Genomic DNA, 16,476 nt, shown 5'->3' with positions numbered 1-16,476 from the left:
CGCGAAGGACCCGCATGACCGCCAAGAAGACCGCCGCCGCACCTTCTATCGCCAAGACGGCGCCTGCCAAGACGCCCGCCGCGAAGAAGGGCGCTGCCGCCGAGGAGGTGAAGAAGACGAAGGCCGTCGCCACGTCGAAGCCCGCCGCCAAGGCCGGCAAGCCCGAGGTCGAGGCCAAGGGCAAGCCGGGTCGCAAGCCGAAGGACGAGGCCAAGAAGACGGGCCCGCTGCTCGATGACGAGATCGCCGAGGTCGACACCGACCTCGAGGGCGAGGCCGAGACCGAGGAGGTCACCGCCGAGGTGGCCGACGACAAGGAAGAGGCCAAGGCCAAGCCGCTGCGCATGAAGGTCAGCCGCGCCAAGGAGCGCGCGCTGATGCGCGAGTTCGGCCTCGACGAGACCCAGCTCACAGAAGAGGAAGTCGCCAAGCGCCGCCAGGAGCTGAAGACCCTCATCAAGATGGGCAAGACCCGTGGTTTCCTGACGCACCAGGAGATCAACGACCACCTGCCCGAGAAGCTGGTCAACGAGGAAATCCTCGAGGCCATCATCTCCATGCTCAACGACATGGGGATCGCGGTCTACGAGCAGGCGCCCGACGCCGCCACCCTGCTGATCGCCGGCGGCTCGACCACCACCGCCACCGAGGAGGAGGCCGAGGAGGCCGCCGAGGCGGCGCTGTCGACGGTCGACTCCGAGTTCGGCCGCACCACCGACCCGGTGCGCATGTACATGCGCGAGATGGGCACGGTGGAGCTGCTGACGCGCGAGGGCGAGATCGAGATCGCCAAGCGCATCGAAGGCGGCCTGCAGGCGATGATGCTGGCCATCAGCGCCAGCCCGACCACCATCGCCGAGATCCTGGCCATGGCGGCCAAGATCCGCGCCGGCGAGATGCAGATCTCGGAGGTGGTCGACGGCTTCGTCTCCGACGACGAGGCCGACGACTACGTCGCCGAGGAGGACTTCGACGAGTTCGACGAAGAGGACGACGACGACGGCCAGGGCGGCAGCAAGGCGCTGACCAAGAAGCTCGAGGAGCTGAAGACCACCGCGCTGCAGAAGTTCGACGCGCTGAACACGCACTTCGACGCCATGCGCAAGGCCTACGAGCGCGACGGCTACAAGTCGCCGGCCTACAACCGCGCGCAGATGGCGGTCTCGGCCGAGATCATGAGCATCCGCTTCACGGTGAAGACCATCGAGAAGCTGTGCGACATCCTGCGCTCGCAGGTCGACGACGTGCGCCGCTACGAGCGCGAGATCCGCAAGATCGTGGTCGACAAGTGCGGCATGCCGCAGGACCAGTTCATCAAGTCCTTCCCGCCCAACGCGCTGAACCTGAAGTGGGCCGAGAAGGAAGTGCAGGCGGGCAAGAACTACAGCACCGTGCTGAGCCGCAACCTGCCGGCGGTGCAGGAACTGCAGCAGAAGCTGATCGACCTGCAGAGCCGGGCGGTGGTGCCGCTGGACGACCTGAAGGAGATCAACCGCCGCATGAACGAGGGCGAGAAGGCGAGCCGCGACGCGAAGAAGGAAATGATCGAGGCCAACCTGCGCCTGGTCATTTCCATCGCCAAGAAATACACCAACCGCGGCCTGCAGTTCCTCGACCTCATCCAGGAAGGCAACATCGGCCTGATGAAGGCGGTGGACAAGTTCGAATACCGCCGCGGCTACAAGTTCTCGACCTACGCGACGTGGTGGATCCGCCAGGCCATCACCCGCTCGATCGCCGACCAGGCGCGCACCATCCGCATCCCGGTGCACATGATCGAGACGATCAACAAGATGAACCGGATCTCGCGCCAGCACCTGCAGGAGTTCGGCTTCGAGCCCGACGCGCCGACGCTGGCCGAGAAGATGGAGATCCCCGAGGACAAGATCCGCAAGATCATGAAGATCGCCAAGGAGCCGATCTCCATGGAGACGCCGATCGGCGACGACGACGACAGCCACCTGGGCGACTTCATCGAGGACACGAACAACGTGGCCCCGGTGGACGCCGCCATGCAGGCCGGTCTGCGCGACGTGGTCAAGGACATCCTCGACTCGTTGACCCCGCGCGAGGCCAAGGTGCTGCGCATGCGCTTCGGCATCGAGATGTCGACCGACCACACGCTGGAGGAAGTCGGCAAGCAGTTCGACGTGACGCGCGAGCGCATCCGGCAGATCGAGGCCAAGGCCATCCGCAAGCTCAAGCACCCGAGCCGGTCGGACAAGCTGCGCACCTACCTCGACAACCTGTAAGCAGACCGAGAAGCGGGTTCGCTGGCGCGAACCCGTCCCGGTGGGCCCGCCTCGGCGGGCTTCTTCTTTGTGGCGCCGCTAAACTGCCGCGAACCACCGCAGCGGCCATGACGCAAATCGCCGAGCGCACCATCCTCTTCGCCGACCTGCGCGGCAGCACCGCACTGTTCGAGCAGCTCGGCAACGCCGAAGCGACCTCGGTGGTCACGCACACCATCGCCGCCCTCGCGGCCGTCATCGCGCCCGGCCAGGGCAAGCTGGTGAAGACGCTGGGCGACGGCCTGATGGCGGTGTTCACCGATCCACCCTCCGCCCTGCGCGCCGCCGACCAGATGCACGAGGTGCTGGACCGGCTGGTCAGCCGCGGCCACGAACGCGGCGCCTCCGCCGGGCTGCGCGGCCTCAAGCTGCAGATCGGCCTGGCCTGCGGCGAAGTGGTCGAGATGGGCGGCGACTGCTTCGGCGACGCCGTCAACGTCGCCGCCCGCCTGATCGACCACGCCGGCGACAACGAGACGCTGCTGACCGCCGAGGTGGCCGCCACCCTGCCGGCCGCGGTGCTGGCCCGCGCGCGGGCGCTGGACCGGGTGCAGCTGCGCGGCCGGGCCGAGCCGGTGCAGGTGCATGCGATGAGCCACGGGCGCCGCAGCGACCTGGCCGCGACCCAGTTCGGCGACATGGGCCCGGCCAGCGAGCCCGAGGGCATCCGCCTCGGCTGGGGCGAGCAGCAGCGCATCTTCGCCGGCCCGCACCTGCCCATCGTGCTTGGTCGCAGCCCGCAGGCCAGCTGGTGCATCGACGACAGCCGGGTGTCGCGTTCGCACGCCCGCATCGACTGGCACGGCGGCGGCTTCCAGCTCACCGACCTCAGCTACAACGGCACCTACGTGCGCTTCGGCCGCGACGGCGAGATCGTCAGCCTGCGCCGCGGCAGCTGCACCCTGCACGGGCGCGGCAGCATCGGCCTGGGCGCCGCGCCGGGCGACGGCGGCCCGACCCTGGACTTCGAGGTCCTCATCTTCATGGACACCCTGCCCAGCCCGCCGGCCGCGCCGCGATGAAACTGCTGTACGTCGAGGACAACCGCATCAACGCCATCCTCTTCGAGGAGGCGCTGAAGGTGGCCGGCGGCTTCGAGCTGCAGGTGGCCGAGGACGGCGCCCAGGCGCTCGCCCTGGTCGAGCACTGGCAGCCCGAGGTGCTGGTGCTCGACTCGCACCTGCCCGACACCAACGGCATCGCCCTGCTGCAGCGGCTGCGCGCCCTGCCCGCCTGCGCCGCGCTGCCGGCCTACATGTGCTCGGCCGACGCGCTGCAGGAGGACATCGACCGCGCGCTGGCCGCCGGTTTCCACGGCTACTGGACCAAGCCGCTGGACCTTCAGCGGCTGCTGGCCGACCTGCACGCCCTGCGCGGCTGAAGCCCGCGGCGCAGCGCCGCGGCACCCCCTTCGGCACAATCGCCGCCGATGAAATACGCCGCCGAACCCGTGCTGGACCCGACGTACGAGCACGGCCGACCGGCGCGCACCGGGCTGCTGCTGGTCAACCTCGGCACGCCCGACGCGCCCACCCCGCAGGCGGTGCGCCGCTACCTCGCCGAGTTCCTGTCCGACCCCCGGGTGGTCGAGATCCCCGCGGCGCTGTGGAAACCGATCCTGCACGGCGTCATCCTGCGCGTGCGGCCGAAGAAGAGCGCCGCCAAGTACGCCAGCATCTGGACCGCCGACGGCTCGCCGCTGGCGCACTGGACCGCGGTGCAGGCCAGGCTGCTGCAGGGCTGGCTCGGCGAGCGCGGCCATGCGGTGGTGGTGCGCCATGCCATGCGCTACGGCAACCCGTCGATCGCCAGCCAGCTCGACGCGCTGAAGGCCGAAGGTGCTACCCGCATCCTGGTGCTGCCGCTGTACCCGCAGTACTCCGCCACCACCACCGCCAGCGTGTTCGACGCCGTGGCCGCCTGGGCCCGGCGCACCCGCCACCTGCCCGAGCTGCGCTTCGTCAACCGCTACCACGACGAGCCGCTGTACATCGAGGCGCTGGCCCAGCGGCTGCGCACGCACTGGGCGCACCATGGCCAGCCCGAGCGGCTGGTGCTCAGCTTCCACGGCGTGCCCAAGCGCACGCTGATGCTGGGCGACCCCTACCACTGCGAATGCCACAAGACCGCCCGCCTGCTGGCGGAGCGGCTGCAGTGGCCCCTGGCCCGGCTGCACGTCACCTTCCAGAGCCGCTTCGGCAAGGCCGAATGGCTGCAGCCCTACACCGAGCCGACGGTGCGCCAGCTCGCCGCCGGCGGCATCAAGCGCATCGACATCGCCTGCCCCGGCTTCGTCAGCGACTGCCTGGAGACGCTGGAGGAGATCGGCATGGAGGTGCGCGACGCCTTCCTGCAGGCCGGCGGCGAGGAGTACCGCTACGTGCCCTGCCTGAACGACGACCCGCGCTGGATCACCGCGCTGGCCCAGGTGGCGGTGGACCACCTGGCCGGCTGGCCGATGCAGCCGGCGGCACCGGCGCCGGTGCGCGCCGCCCAGCGGGAGCGGGCGATCGCCCTCGGCGCGGCGGCGTGACGGCCGGCCGCGCCGCCGCACGGCCCCACCGGGCGCACCGCTTGCAGCGTCGGTCTGGCCGATGAAACCCTCCCGCAAGCCCGCCGCCGACGTCGACGCCGCCGATGCCGTCCGGCTCGACAAGTGGCTGTGGGCGGCGCGCTTCTTCAAGACCCGCGCTCTGGCGGTGGAGGAGATCGAGCGCGGCCGGGTGAAGGTCAACGGGCAGCCGGGCAAGGCCGGCCGCGGCGTGAAGCCGGGCGACGAGGTGGCGCTGCGCCAGGGCAGCGTGCCGCGGACGGTGGTCGTGCTGGGCTTGAGCCAGGTGCGCGGCCCCGCGCCGGTGGCCCAGGCGCTGTACCGGGAGACGGACGAGAGCGTGGCCGGGCGCGAGGCCCTGGCCGCCCAGCGCAGGCTCGCGCCGGAGCCGGCGCTGGCCATCGGCCAGGGACGACCCACCAAGCGCGACCGGCGCGACCTGGCGGACTGGAACCGCTGGAGCGCCAGCCTCGACCGGACGGACGGCTGAAAAAATTCCTGCCGACCCCTCTTGAAGCAGGGTCGAGCGGCCCCAGTTGCGCGGCTGTTGCCGGCCGCGGCGGGGTTTCCGTCGCGGTCGGCGCCCGTTCAGAAGAGCCGCGCATGAGCACCCCCGATCCCCAGACGCCCTCCCACGACCCCATCCTCGACGTCAGCCCCGCCGAGGGCAGCGCGCCCGACGTGACCCCCGACGCGCCGGCCGAGTCCAACCTGGCGGCCCGCCTGGCGGAACTGGAGGCCAAGCACGCCGAGGTGGCCGACGCCTACCTGCGCGCCAAGGCGGAGACCGAGAACGTTCGCCGCCGGTCCGAGGAGGAGGTGTCGAAGGCGCGCAAGTTCGCCGTCGACGCGTTCGCCGAGAGCCTGCTGCCCGTCAAGGACAGCCTGGAGGCCGCCATCGCCACCCAGGCCACCACCCAGGCCACCGCCGAGCAGGTGCTGGAAGGCGTGCACGCCACCCTGCGCCAGCTGCAACAGGCGCTGGAGCGCCACAAGGTGCTGGAGATCAACCCGCCCGCCGGCACCCGGTTCGACCCGCACCAGCACCAGGCCATCAGCGTCATCCCGGCCGAGCAGGAGCCCAACACCGTGGTCGCCGTGCTGCAGAAGGGCTACCTCATCGCCGACCGCGTGCTGCGGCCGGCCCTCGTCACCGTGGCGGCGCCGAAGTAGCCGCATGAGCCGCCGGCGCCCCCGCGCCGGCATCGGCGCTTGAAAATGCCGCCGACATTCACAACTACATCGACAACCGAATTCCAGTTTCCGGAGAACAAGCAATGGGCAAGATCATCGGCATCGACCTCGGGACCACGAACTCCTGCGTGGCCATCATGGAGGGCAACACCACCAAGGTGATCGAGAACAGCGAGGGTGCGCGCACCACGCCGTCGATCATCGCCTACCAGGAGGACGGCGAGGTGCTGGTCGGCGCCTCGGCCAAGCGCCAGGCGGTGACGAACCCGCGCAACACGCTGTACGCGGTGAAGCGGCTCATCGGCCGCAAGTTCACCGAGAAGGAAGTGCAGAAGGACATCGACCTGATGCCCTACAAGATCTCGGCCGCCGACAACGGCGACGCCTGGGTCGAGGTGCGCGGCAACAAGCTGGCGCCGCCGCAGGTCAGCGCCGAGGTGCTGCGCAAGATGAAGAAGACCGCCGAGGACTACCTCGGCGAGGAAGTGACCGAGGCGGTGATCACCGTGCCGGCCTACTTCAACGACAGCCAGCGCCAGGCCACCAAGGACGCCGGCCGCATCGCCGGCCTGGACGTCAAGCGCATCATCAACGAGCCGACCGCGGCGGCGCTGGCGTTCGGCCTGGACAAGGCCAGCAAGGGCGACCGCAAGATCGCCGTCTACGACCTGGGCGGCGGCACCTTCGACGTGTCGATCATCGAGATCGCCGACGTCGACGGCGAGAAGCAGTTCGAGGTGCTGTCGACCAACGGCGACACCTTCCTCGGCGGCGAGGACTTCGACCAGCGCATCATCGACTACATCATCGCCGAGTTCAAAAAGGAACAGGGCGTCGACCTGACCAAGGACGTGCTGGCCCTGCAGCGCCTGAAGGAAGCGGCAGAGAAGGCCAAGATCGAGCTGTCCAACAGCTCGCAGACCGACATCAACCTGCCGTACATCACGGCCGACGCGTCGGGTCCGAAGCACCTCAACGTCAAGCTCACCCGGGCCAAGCTGGAGGCGCTGGTCGAGGACCTGATCGAGCGCACGATCGAGCCCTGCCGCACCGCCATCAAGGACGCCGGCGTCAAGGCCGGCGACATCGACGACGTCATCCTGGTCGGCGGCATGACCCGCATGCCCAAGGTGCAGGACAAGGTCAAGGAGTTCTTCGGCAAGGAGCCGCGCAAGGACGTCAACCCCGACGAGGCGGTGGCCGTCGGGGCCGCCATCCAGGGCCAGGTGCTGTCGGGCGACCGCAAGGACGTGCTGCTGCTGGACGTCACCCCGCTGTCCCTGGGCATCGAGACCCTGGGCGGCGTGATGACGAAGATGATCAAGAAGAACACCACCATCCCGACCAAGTTCGCGCAGACCTTCTCCACCGCCGACGACAACCAGCCGGCGGTGACCATCAAGGTCTACCAGGGCGAGCGCGAGATGGCCTCGGGCAACAAGAGCCTGGGCGAGTTCAACCTCGAGGGCATCCCGCCCGCCCCACGCGGCCTGCCGCAGATCGAGGTCACCTTCGACATCGACGCCAACGGCATCCTGCACGTGTCGGCCAAGGACAAGGGCACCGGCAAGGAGAACAAGATCACCATCAAGGCGAACTCCGGCCTCACCGAGGAGGAGATCCAGAAGATGGTGCGCGACGCCGAGGCCAACGCCGCCGAGGACCAGAAGAAGCTCGAACTGGTGCAGGCGCGCAACCAGGGCGACGCGCTGCTGCACAGCGTGCGCAAGTCGCTGAGCGAGCACGGCGACAAGCTGGAGGCCGGCGAGAAGGACAAGATCGAGGCCGCGCTGAAGGAACTGGAAGAGGCGCTGAAGGGCGAGGACAAGGAGGCCATCGAGGGCCGCACCGAGTCGCTGATGACCGTGAGCCAGAAGCTGGGCGAGAAAATCTACGCCGAGCAGCAGGCGGCGGCCGGCGCCGCCGGCGCGGCTGCGGGGGTCCCGCCCCCGGCGCCGACGGCCCGGGCGCGGCCGGTCCGCAGTCGGCGCCGCGCGGCGAGGCGGCCGGTGCCCGCGCCGACGACGATGTCGTCGACGCGGAGTTCAAGGAGGTCAAGGACCGCAAGTGACCGGCCACCGGCCACCGCGGCGGACCCGGCGTTCCGTTGCGTGAGAAGGTCCACCCCCGCGGGCTGCGGCAGCCCCCGGGGGCTTTCGTTTGACAGGGCACACCATGGCAAAGCGGGATTACTACGAGGTTCTCGGGGTGGCGAAAAACGCCAGCGACGAGGACATCAAGAAGGCCTATCGCAAGCTGGCGATGAAGTACCACCCGGACCGGAACCAGGGTGAGAAGGCCAAGGAGGCGGAGGACAAGTTCAAGGAGGCCAAGGAGGCCTACGAGATGCTGTCCGAGCCGCAGAAGCGGGCGGCCTACGACCAGTTCGGCCATGCCGGCGTCGACCCCAACATGGGCGGCGCGGGCTTCCGCGGCGGGCCGGAGAACTTCGGCGGCTTCGCCGAGGCCTTCGGCGACATCTTCGGCGACATCTTCGGCGGTGCGGGCGGCCAGCGCCGCGGCGGCCAGCAGGTCTACCGCGGCTCGGACCTGTCCTACACGATGGAGATCACGCTGGAGGAGGCGGCGCTCGGCAAGGACAGCCAGATCCGCATCCCGACCTGGGACACCTGCGAGACCTGCCATGGCACCGGCGCCAAGCCGGGCACCCAGCCCAAGACCTGCAGCACCTGCAACGGCGCCGGCGCGGTGCACATGCGTCAGGGCTTCTTCAGCATCCAGCAGACCTGCCCCAACTGCCACGGCAGCGGCAAGATCATTCCCGAGCCCTGCACCACCTGCAACGGCCAGGGCCGGCTGAAGCGGCAGAAGACGCTGGAGGTGAAGATCCCCGCCGGCATCAACGAGGGCATGCGCATCCGCTCGGCCGGCAACGGCGAGCCGGGCAGCAACGGCGGCCCGCCGGGCGACCTGTTCATCGAGATCCGCATCAAGCCGCACGAGGTCTTCGAGCGCGACGGCGACGACCTGCACTGCACCGTGCCGGTGGGGCTGACCACCGTGGCGCTCGGCGGCCCGATCCAGGTGCCGACGCTGGGCGGCAGCGCTGAGATCGAACTGCCCGAGGGCACCCAGCACGGCAAGACCTTCCGCCTGCGCGGCAAGGGCATCAAGGGGCTGCGCTCCTCGTACCCGGGCGACCTCTACGTGCACGTGGCGGTGGAGACGCCGATCAAGCTCACCGAACACCAGCGCAAGCTGCTGAAGGAGCTCGACGAGTCCTTCCGCAAGGGCGGCGACAAGCACTCGCCCAACGCCAAGAGCTGGACCGACCGGGTGAAGGACATCTTCAAGTGATGGCGTGGCGGCGCTTCGGGCGCCGCCGCCACCTTCGCCGTGATCAAAGGGCCGTGGGAACGGCCTGCGCGAGGAAGTCCCACACCGCGCGGATGCGCTGGCTGTGGCGCACCTCGCGGTGCGACACCAGCCACATCGGCAGCGGCGGGATCTTCAGCATCGGCAGCAGCGGCACCACCGCAGGATCGCCGCGCGCCACGTAATCGGCGACGAAGCCGATGCCGACGCCGGCGCGCAGCGCCTGCCAGCCGGCCACCAGGTCGTCGGTGCGCAGCACGAAGTCCTCGCGCGTCAACGCCAGGCCGGCCGAGGCGAAGCCCTTGACGATGTCCTGGCCCTGGTCGCCGCCGATCAGGTCATGGCCGCGCAGGTCGGCCAGCGACTTCGGCACCCCGCGGCGTTGCAGGTAGTCGCGGTGGGCGTAGGCACCCAGCGTCACCCGACCGATGCGGCGCGCCAGCAGCGTCGACTGCTGCGGCTGCACCATGCGCAGCGCGATGTCGGCCTCGCGGCGCAGCAGGTTGCTCACCTCGTTGCTGGCCACCAGCTCGACCTGGATGTCGGGCAGCGCGGTGCGCATGCGCGCCAGCACCGGCGGCAGCAGGTGGCAGGCCACCGGCTGGCTGGCCGACAGCCGCACCGTGCCGCCGGCCGCCGCGTCGGCCCCCGCCGCGCGGCGCGCCAGCTGCAGCGCACCCGCCTCCATCGCGCGCGCGCCGTCGGCCAGCGTCTGCGCCATGTCGGTGGGCCGCAGGCCGCGGCCGGTGCGCTCGAACAGCGCGACGCCGAGCTGCGCCTCCAGCTCCGCGATGTGGCGGCCCAGCGTCGGCTGGCTGGCGCCGAGGGCGCGCGCCGCGCCGAGCAGGCTGCCGTGCTCCAGCGCCGCCAGGAAGGAACGCACCAGGCGCCAGTCGAAGTCCTGCGTCATCGGTTATTCAATGATAAATAGCTGTTCGCCGCCGTTATGCAATTGTCGAAGAGACGACCGGTTTCCACAATCCTGTCCATCGCCTCCCCTCGACGCCAGGAAAGGACACCACCATGCAACGTCGCACCTTCATCCGCCTGGCCGGCGGCGGCCTCGTGTGCACCGCCGCGGCGGCCGGTGCCGGCGCGTATGCGCTGCGCAGCGGCTACCCGGCGCAGGCCGTCGAAGCCTGGCAGGGGCCTTCGGCCGCCGAGGCCGACCCGCGGCGCCGGGCGCTGGCCTACGCCATCACCGCGCCCAACCCGCACAACCTGCAGCCCTGGCTGGCCGACCTGCGCGAGCCGGGCGTCATCACCGTTCACACCGACCCCGAGCGGGTGCTGCCGCAGACCGACCCGTTCGGCCGCCAGATCCTCATCGGCCACGGGGCCTTCCTCGAACTGCTGGTCATGGCGCTGGCCGAACAGGGGTTCGGTGCCGAGGTGGCGCTGTGGCCTGACGGCGCCCTGCCCGCCGGCCTGGACGGCTGGGACCGCCGGCCGGTCGCCCGGCTGCGGCTGGTGCCCGGCGGTGTGGCCGACCCGCTGTTCACCCAGGTGCTGCGCCGGCGCACGCCGAAGTCGGACTACGACACCGCCCGCCCCGTGGCGCCGGCGACGCTGCGCGCGCTGCTGGACGCCGCCGGTCCTAGTGTCGACCGCGCCGGCACGGTGGACGCCGATCGCCTGCCCGCCCTGCGCCGGCTGTGCTGGGAATCGGCCAAGGTCGAGCTGCTCACCCCGGCCACGGTGATGGAGAGCGTGCACCTCACCCGCGTCGGGCCGTCGGAGATCCTGCGCCACCGCGACGGCATCTCGATCAACACCGCCGTGCCGCGCATCGCCGCCGCCCTCGGGCAGTTCGACCGCAGCGCCCCGCCCCCGCCGGGCAGCCCGGCCTACGACCAGATGATGGCCCGCTTCCGCGGCCACAGCGACAGCGCGATGGGCTTCGTCTGGCTGGCGACCCGGGCACAGCGCCACGCCGACGCCGTCGCCGCCGGGCGGGCCTACGTTCGGCTGCAGCTCCAGGCCACCGCGCTGGGCGTGGCGGTGCACCCGATGAGCCAGGCCCTGCAGGAATTCCCCGAGATGGCGGCCTGCCGCGAGCAGGCGCACCGGCTGACCCTGGGCCGCGGCGCGCCGCAGGCCGAGGGGCGACCCCACCCTGCAGATGTTCTGCCGCATCGGTCATCCCACCGCACCGGCCCCGGCCACGCCACGCCGACCGCTGGCGGCCTTCGTCGTCTGAGGCTCGTTCAGTGAGCCAGCCGACGCGGGTGCGCGCGGCGGCTTTCACAAAAGCGTCACAAAGAGGCCGGATCCGGCGCCGCGGCCGGGTTGACCGGGATCAAGGCGACGGCGGTGGCCGACGATAGGCCGGGCAGAACGACCATTTCACGGGAGCCCCATGCCGCCGACGCCCGCCGCCGACCGACCCCCTGCCCTGCCGGGCCGGCGATGACACGCGCCGCCCCGTCGGCCGGCATGCACGAATGCCGGGCGCTGGTGATCGATCCCAACCCCACCTCGCGCAGCATCCTGGCCGCGCAGCTGCGCGACTTCGGCCTGCAGACGGTGGTCCAGTGCAGCCGCCTGCACGACGGCCGCCGGCAACTGGAAGCGCGCGAGTTCGACATCGTCCTGTGTGAACAACACTTTCCCGGCGAACGCTCCAGCGGACAGGACCTGCTGGAGGACCTGCGCCGGGCGCAACTGCTGCCGCTGGCCACCGTCTTCGTCATGATCACCGGCGAGGCGGCCTACGACCGGGTGGCCGACGCCGCCGAGTCTGCGCTGGACAGCTACCTGCTCAAGCCGCACACCGCCAAGGACCTGGGCGTGCGGCTGCAGCAGGCACGCCGGCGCAAGCTGTCGCTCAAGCCCATCTTCGACGCCATGGAAGAGGGCGACCACGACCAGGCCGCCCGGCTGGCGCTGCAGCGCTTCCAGGACCGGGGGCCCTACTGGCTGTACGCCGCGCGCATCGGCGCCGAGCTGCTGCTGCGGCTGAACCAGCCCGAGGCCGCGCAGAAGCTCTACGAAGCGGTCATCGAGGCCCAGGCCCTGCCCTGGGCCAAGCTCGGCGTGGCCCGCGCGCAGATCGACAACGCGCAGACCGGCCCGGCCCGGCGCACCCTCGAATCGCTGCTGGTCGAGGCGCCGAGCTACGCCGACGCCTACGACGTGATGGGCCGGCTGCAGGTGGACCAGGGAGACCTGGGGCAGGCGCTGGCCACCTACCGCCAGGCCTGCGACCTGACCCCCGGCTCGGTGGTGCGGCTGCAGAAGCAGGGCATGCTGGCCTTCTACCTCGGCGAGTCGGAGGAGGCCGCACGCTCGCTGGAGCGCGCCACCACGCTGGGCATCAGCTCGCAGATGTTCGACTTCCAGTCGCTGGTGCTGCTGGCCTTCACCCGCTTCCAGGCACGCGACGCCAAGGGCCTGCAGCGTTGCCTGGACAACCTGGCGCACGCGCTGGAGCGTGCCCCCCAGAGCCAGCGGCTGCAGCGCTTCCACGGCATCGTGCGGGCGGTGTCGCTGATGCTGGCCAAGCAGGTGGGCGCGGTGGTGGCCGAGCTGCGCAGCCTGGCCGAGGACCTGCGCTCGCCGGCGCTGGACGTGGAGGCCGCCTGCAACCTGCTGTCGCTGATCGCCCAGCTCACCGCCGCCGAACTGCAGCTGCCCGACGCCGAACGCTGGGTGGACACGCTGGCGCTGCGCTTCTGCACCACCCGCGGCCTGTCGGAGCTGCTGGCCCGCACGGCCAGCGCCCACCCGCCCTTCGAGCAGCAGGTGCGCGAGGCCCACCACCGCATCACCGCCCTGGCCGAGCAGGCGATGAGCCATTCGCTGGCCGGCGACCCCGCCACCAGCGTGCGCGAGCTGCTGCGCCATGGCGAGCAGACGCTGAACCTGAAGCTGGTCGACATGGCGCGCGGTGCGCTGCTGCGCCACCGCGACAAGGTGGCGGACGCCGACGACCTGGGCGCGCGCATCGACGGCCTGCGCGAACGCCACGCCGCGTCCGCCATGGCCCCCCGCTCGGCCAGACCGGTGGGCGCCAAGCCGGCGGCCTGGCCCTGCGCGCACCGCCGGGCAGCCCGGCCGCCGAGACGCTGCGGCGCGAGGCCGCCGACGCCGACACCCCTACCAGCGGCGGTGCGGACCCCGCCGCGAACGCGGCACCTGCCACAGCGGGCGTCGGCTCTTGAGCTGGCGCTCGATGCCGTCGTTCAGCGCGTCGCGCTGGACGCGCACGGCATCACCATGGCCGTAGGCGCCGGGAAAACGCCGGTCCAGCCACAACCACAGCGAGCACAGCTTCAACCCCTGCTCCATCCGGTCCAGCCGGCTGTGGGCATCGGTCTCGTCCAGGAAGTCGGGCCAGCCGGCCTGGCCGCTGCGTGCATGCGATGCCGCCCAGGACAGGAAGTGCTCGCGCTGCACCAGCGCATCGCCGTCCACCGGCGCCTGCGCGTAGACGAAGCGCTCCTGCAGCGGCAGCGGCGCGGCGGCCCGGTCCAGGTGCTCGGCCAGTTCCAGCATCGGCTGCAGGGCCGCCACCTCGAAGTGCTCGCTGTCCAGCTGCAACTGCTCCATGAACACGCCCAGCACCTCGCGCAGCGAGTGGCGGCCCAGCCGCGCGGCGATGGCCTGGACGTGCGCCGTGTTCGGCGCCACCCGCGCCTTGAAGCCGGGCGGCGCGGTGGGCGCCTGCGGCAGCAGGTGCTGCAGCAGGCGCAGGTCCGCCGGATCGGCCTCGCGCAGCACGCCGACGAACCCCTCCTCGTGCAGGCCGTAGCGGCCGGCGCGGCCGGCGATCTGCGACACCTCCGACGGCGTCAGCTCGCGGTCGGCCTGGCCGTCGAACTTGGTCATGGCGCTGAACAGCACGCGGCGGATCGGCAGGTTCAGGCCCATGCCGATGGCGTCGGTGGCCACCAGCACGTCGGCGTCGCCGCCGGCGAAGCGCTCGGCCTCGCGCCGGCGCACCTCGGGCGGCAGCGCGCCGTAGATCACGCTCACCCGGTGGTGGCCGTGTTCGGCCAGGCGGTCGCGCAGCATCAGCACCTCGCGGCGGCTGAAGGCCACCACTGCGTCGCCGCGCTTCACCGCATGCAGCGGCACCGGCGTCTTCAGCAGCTGAACCGGCTGCTTGCGCTCGAAGGTGCGCACCTGGCAGCTCTCGCCGCAGGCCCCGAGCAGCCGCGTGATCGCCTCCACCGCGAAGGCCGAGCAGATGATGAGCAGCTCCTCCGCCGGCACGCCGACGATGGCCTGCGTCCAGGCCCAGCCGCGGTCGGCGTCGAACAGCATCTGCGCCTCGTCGATCACCGCCACCTCCACCGCATGGCGGGTGTCGACCATCTCCAGTGTGCTGGACACCACCCGGGCGCCCTCGGCGGGCACGTGTTCCTCGCCGGTCAGCAGGGTGCAGGGCACGCCACGCGCTTCCAGGCGGTCGCGGCCTTCCAGCGCCAGCAGCCGCAGCGGCGCCAGGTAGGCCCCGTCCTCGGCCAGCGCCAGGCGCTCGAAGGCCGCGTGGGTCTTGCCGCTGTTCGGCGGGCCGACGTACAGCGTGACCTGCCGGTCCAGCTTGCGGGCGAGCGGAAAACTGTCCGGGTAGACGTGGAAGCCCAGGCTGTCGCTCAAGGCGACCAGCGCCTCGCGTTCGGCGCTGCGGCGCGCCAGCCGTGCGGCGGCTTCGGGGCTCTGGCCGCTCAGGGCGCCGGGCCGGACGCGGCGGGTGCGCGGGATGTCGGAGGGGGTGTCGCGGCTCATGGTGGCTACGGCCGTTGGAGCCAGGCGGGTGCCCGGCCCATGGCCGCAGGACCCGGGATTGTCGAGGGTGACGCTCAGGCCGCCGGCCGCAGCCAGTCCACCGCCTTCTCCGCCTGCCCCGGCAGGCTCAGCGTGGCCACCTGCGCCGGCGTGCGGCTGATCACCCGGCCGGCCTTCATCACCAGCAGCCGGGTGGCGCGCAGGCGGATGGCTTCGACCGGGTCGCGCGCCTGCAGCAGCACCAGGTCCGCGCGGCAGCCGGGTTGCAGGCCGTAGCCCTCGAGGCCCAGGATCTGCGCCGGCGTCGTCGTCACCGCGTCGAAGCACTGTCGCATCGCCGCCTGGCCGGTCATCTGCGCCACGTGCAGGCCCATGTGCGCGACTTCCAGCATGTCGCCCGAGCCCATGCCGTACCAGGGATCGAGCACACAGTCGTGGCCGAAGGCCACCGGCACGCCCGCGGCAAGCAGCTCGGGCACCCGGGTCATGCCCCGGCGCTTGGGGTAGGTGTCGTGCCGGCCCTGCAGGGTGATGTTGATCAGCGGGTTGGCGATGGCGGCGACACCGGCCTCCTTGATCAGCGGGATGAGCTTGGAGACGTAGTAGTTGTCCATGCTGTGCATGGAGGTCAGGTGCGAGCCGGCCACCCGCCCCTGCAGCCCCAGGCGCTGCGTCTCGGCGGCCAGCGTCTCGATGTGCCGGCTCATCGGGTCGTCGGTCTCGTCGCAGTGCATGTCGACCCGCAGGCCGCGCTCGGCCGCGAGCTCGCACAGCCAGCGCACCGAGGCCGCGCCGTCGGCCATGGTGCGCTCGAAGTGCGGAATGCCGCCGACCACGTCCACGCCGAGGTCGAGCGCGCGCTTCAGGGTGTCCATCGCGCCGGCTGAGCGCAGCACGCCGTCCTGCGGGAAGGCCACCAGCTGCAGGTCCAGGTACGGCTTCACCCGCTGCCGGACGTGCAGCAGCGCCTCGGTGGCCAGCAGCCGCGGGTCGCAGACGTCGACATGGCTGCGGATGGCCAGCAGCCCGCGCGCGGCCGCCCAGTCGCAGTAGGCCAGCGCACGCTCGACGATCGCCTCCTGCAGCAGCAGCGGCTTCAGCTCGCCCCACAGCGCGATGCCCTCGAGCAGCGTGCCGCTCTGGTTGATGCGCGGCAGGCCGAAGCTCAGCGTCGAGTCCATGTGGAAGTGGGCGTCGACGAAGGGGGGCGTGACCAGGAAGCCCTGGCCGTCGATTGCCTCGGCGGCCTGCGCTGTCAAGGCCGGGCCGACCTCGACGATGCGGCCGTCGGCGATGGCGATGTCCTGCGGAGCGCCGCCCTGGGGCAGCGTGCAGCGGCGAAGGAGCAAGTCGACTTGTGGCATCGGTCAG

The 16,476-nt window shown here is 71.2% G+C and carries 11 protein-coding genes and 2 pseudogenes; 10 read left to right on the top strand and 3 right to left on the bottom strand.

The features are described 5' to 3' along the window. Nucleotides 1-14 precede the first annotated feature (14 nt). The 8 genes and pseudogenes from rpoD (at nt 15) to dnaJ (ending at nt 9,354) form a co-directional block, all read left to right on the top strand. Nucleotides 15-2,252, top strand: a complete 2,238-nt coding sequence (gene rpoD, locus LRS07_RS12840; protein WP_260498417.1) for an RNA polymerase sigma factor RpoD — start codon at nt 15-17, stop codon at nt 2,250-2,252. A gap of 107 nt (nt 2,253-2,359) precedes the next feature. Next, the gene (locus tag LRS07_RS12835; protein ID WP_260498416.1) at nt 2,360-3,313 is read left to right on the top strand and encodes an adenylate/guanylate cyclase domain-containing protein; all 954 of its coding nucleotides are present in this window, start codon (nt 2,360-2,362) and stop codon (nt 3,311-3,313) included. Beyond that, nucleotides 3,310-3,672 (top strand): response regulator, encoded by a 363-nt coding sequence (locus tag LRS07_RS12830; protein ID WP_260498415.1) that lies wholly within the window; start codon nt 3,310-3,312, stop codon nt 3,670-3,672. Before LRS07_RS12835 ends, LRS07_RS12830 begins: the two co-directional genes overlap by 4 nt. 48 nt (nt 3,673-3,720) lie before the next feature. Continuing rightward, nucleotides 3,721-4,824: a ferrochelatase gene (gene hemH, locus LRS07_RS12825; RefSeq protein WP_260498414.1), complete on the top strand. Its 1,104-nt coding sequence runs from the start codon at nt 3,721-3,723 to the stop codon at nt 4,822-4,824. 61 nt (nt 4,825-4,885) lie between these two features. Beyond that, entirely contained in the window at nt 4,886-5,332 is a 447-nt protein-coding gene (locus LRS07_RS12820; RefSeq protein ID WP_260498413.1) for an RNA-binding S4 domain-containing protein, read from the top strand. A gap of 113 nt (nt 5,333-5,445) precedes the next feature. After that, nucleotides 5,446-6,015 carry a nucleotide exchange factor GrpE gene (gene grpE / locus LRS07_RS12815; RefSeq protein ID WP_260498412.1) on the top strand — a complete coding sequence of 190 codons (570 nt, stop codon included), beginning with the start codon at nt 5,446-5,448 and terminating at the stop codon, nt 6,013-6,015. Nucleotides 6,016-6,119: 104 nt separating this feature from the next. Continuing rightward, a pseudogene (dnaK, locus tag LRS07_RS12810) lies at nt 6,120-8,107 on the top strand (molecular chaperone DnaK). A 104-nt stretch (nt 8,108-8,211) separates the two neighbouring features. After that, the gene (dnaJ, locus tag LRS07_RS12805) at nt 8,212-9,354 is read left to right on the top strand and encodes a molecular chaperone DnaJ (protein WP_260498411.1); all 1,143 of its coding nucleotides are present in this window, start codon (nt 8,212-8,214) and stop codon (nt 9,352-9,354) included. A 43-nt stretch (nt 9,355-9,397) separates the two neighbouring features. Here the strand turns inward: dnaJ and LRS07_RS12800 are convergent, their stop codons facing one another. Further along, on the bottom strand, nt 9,398-10,282 hold the full coding sequence (locus LRS07_RS12800) for a LysR family transcriptional regulator (RefSeq protein ID WP_260498410.1): 885 nt from the start codon (nt 10,280-10,282) through the stop codon (nt 9,398-9,400). 113 nt (nt 10,283-10,395) lie between these two features. Here LRS07_RS12800 and LRS07_RS12795 point away from each other — a divergent pair, with 113 nt between their 5' ends. Further along, on the top strand, nt 10,396-11,586 hold the full coding sequence (locus LRS07_RS12795) for an Acg family FMN-binding oxidoreductase (protein WP_260498409.1): 1,191 nt from the start codon (nt 10,396-10,398) through the stop codon (nt 11,584-11,586). A gap of 195 nt (nt 11,587-11,781) precedes the next feature. Continuing rightward, a pseudogene (locus LRS07_RS12790) lies at nt 11,782-12,102 on the top strand (response regulator); the annotation flags it as partial. Between the two features lie 1,368 nt (nt 12,103-13,470). Here LRS07_RS12790 and LRS07_RS12785 read toward each other — a convergent pair. Both LRS07_RS12785 and LRS07_RS12780 read right to left on the bottom strand, forming a co-directional pair. Next, nucleotides 13,471-15,105: a helicase-related protein gene (locus LRS07_RS12785; protein WP_260498408.1), complete on the bottom strand. Its 1,635-nt coding sequence runs from the start codon at nt 15,103-15,105 to the stop codon at nt 13,471-13,473. A gap of 74 nt (nt 15,106-15,179) precedes the next feature. After that, nucleotides 15,180-16,469 (bottom strand): amidohydrolase family protein, encoded by a 1,290-nt coding sequence (locus LRS07_RS12780; protein WP_260498407.1) that lies wholly within the window; start codon nt 16,467-16,469, stop codon nt 15,180-15,182. Nucleotides 16,470-16,476 lie beyond the last annotated feature (7 nt).

Origin of the sequence: Aquabacterium sp. J223 (genome assembly GCF_024666615.1) — a bacterium.
GTDB lineage: Bacteria > Pseudomonadota > Gammaproteobacteria > Burkholderiales > Burkholderiaceae_C > J223.
Note: the sequence above shows the minus strand (reverse complement) of the source record. Positions and strands in the feature narration are given on the sequence as shown.

What these genes read in the sequence shown, in the direction of transcription:
- rpoD (WP_260498417.1), top strand. Translation starts at nt 15, where the DNA reads ATGACCGCCAAGAAGACCGCCGCCGCACCTTCTATCGCCAAGACGGCG.
- LRS07_RS12835 (WP_260498416.1), top strand. Translation starts at nt 2,360, where the DNA reads ATGACGCAAATCGCCGAGCGCACCATCCTCTTCGCCGACCTGCGCGGC.
- LRS07_RS12830 (WP_260498415.1), top strand. Translation starts at nt 3,310, where the DNA reads ATGAAACTGCTGTACGTCGAGGACAACCGCATCAACGCCATCCTCTTC.
- hemH (WP_260498414.1), top strand. Translation starts at nt 3,721, where the DNA reads ATGAAATACGCCGCCGAACCCGTGCTGGACCCGACGTACGAGCACGGC.
- LRS07_RS12820 (WP_260498413.1), top strand. Translation starts at nt 4,886, where the DNA reads ATGAAACCCTCCCGCAAGCCCGCCGCCGACGTCGACGCCGCCGATGCC.
- grpE (WP_260498412.1), top strand. Translation starts at nt 5,446, where the DNA reads ATGAGCACCCCCGATCCCCAGACGCCCTCCCACGACCCCATCCTCGAC.
- dnaJ (WP_260498411.1), top strand. Translation starts at nt 8,212, where the DNA reads ATGGCAAAGCGGGATTACTACGAGGTTCTCGGGGTGGCGAAAAACGCC.
- LRS07_RS12800 (WP_260498410.1), bottom strand. Translation starts at nt 10,282, where the DNA reads ATGACGCAGGACTTCGACTGGCGCCTGGTGCGTTCCTTCCTGGCGGCG.
- LRS07_RS12795 (WP_260498409.1), top strand. Translation starts at nt 10,396, where the DNA reads ATGCAACGTCGCACCTTCATCCGCCTGGCCGGCGGCGGCCTCGTGTGC.
- LRS07_RS12785 (WP_260498408.1), bottom strand. Translation starts at nt 15,105, where the DNA reads ATGAGCCGCGACACCCCCTCCGACATCCCGCGCACCCGCCGCGTCCGG.
- LRS07_RS12780 (WP_260498407.1), bottom strand. Translation starts at nt 16,469, where the DNA reads ATGCCACAAGTCGACTTGCTCCTTCGCCGCTGCACGCTGCCCCAGGGC.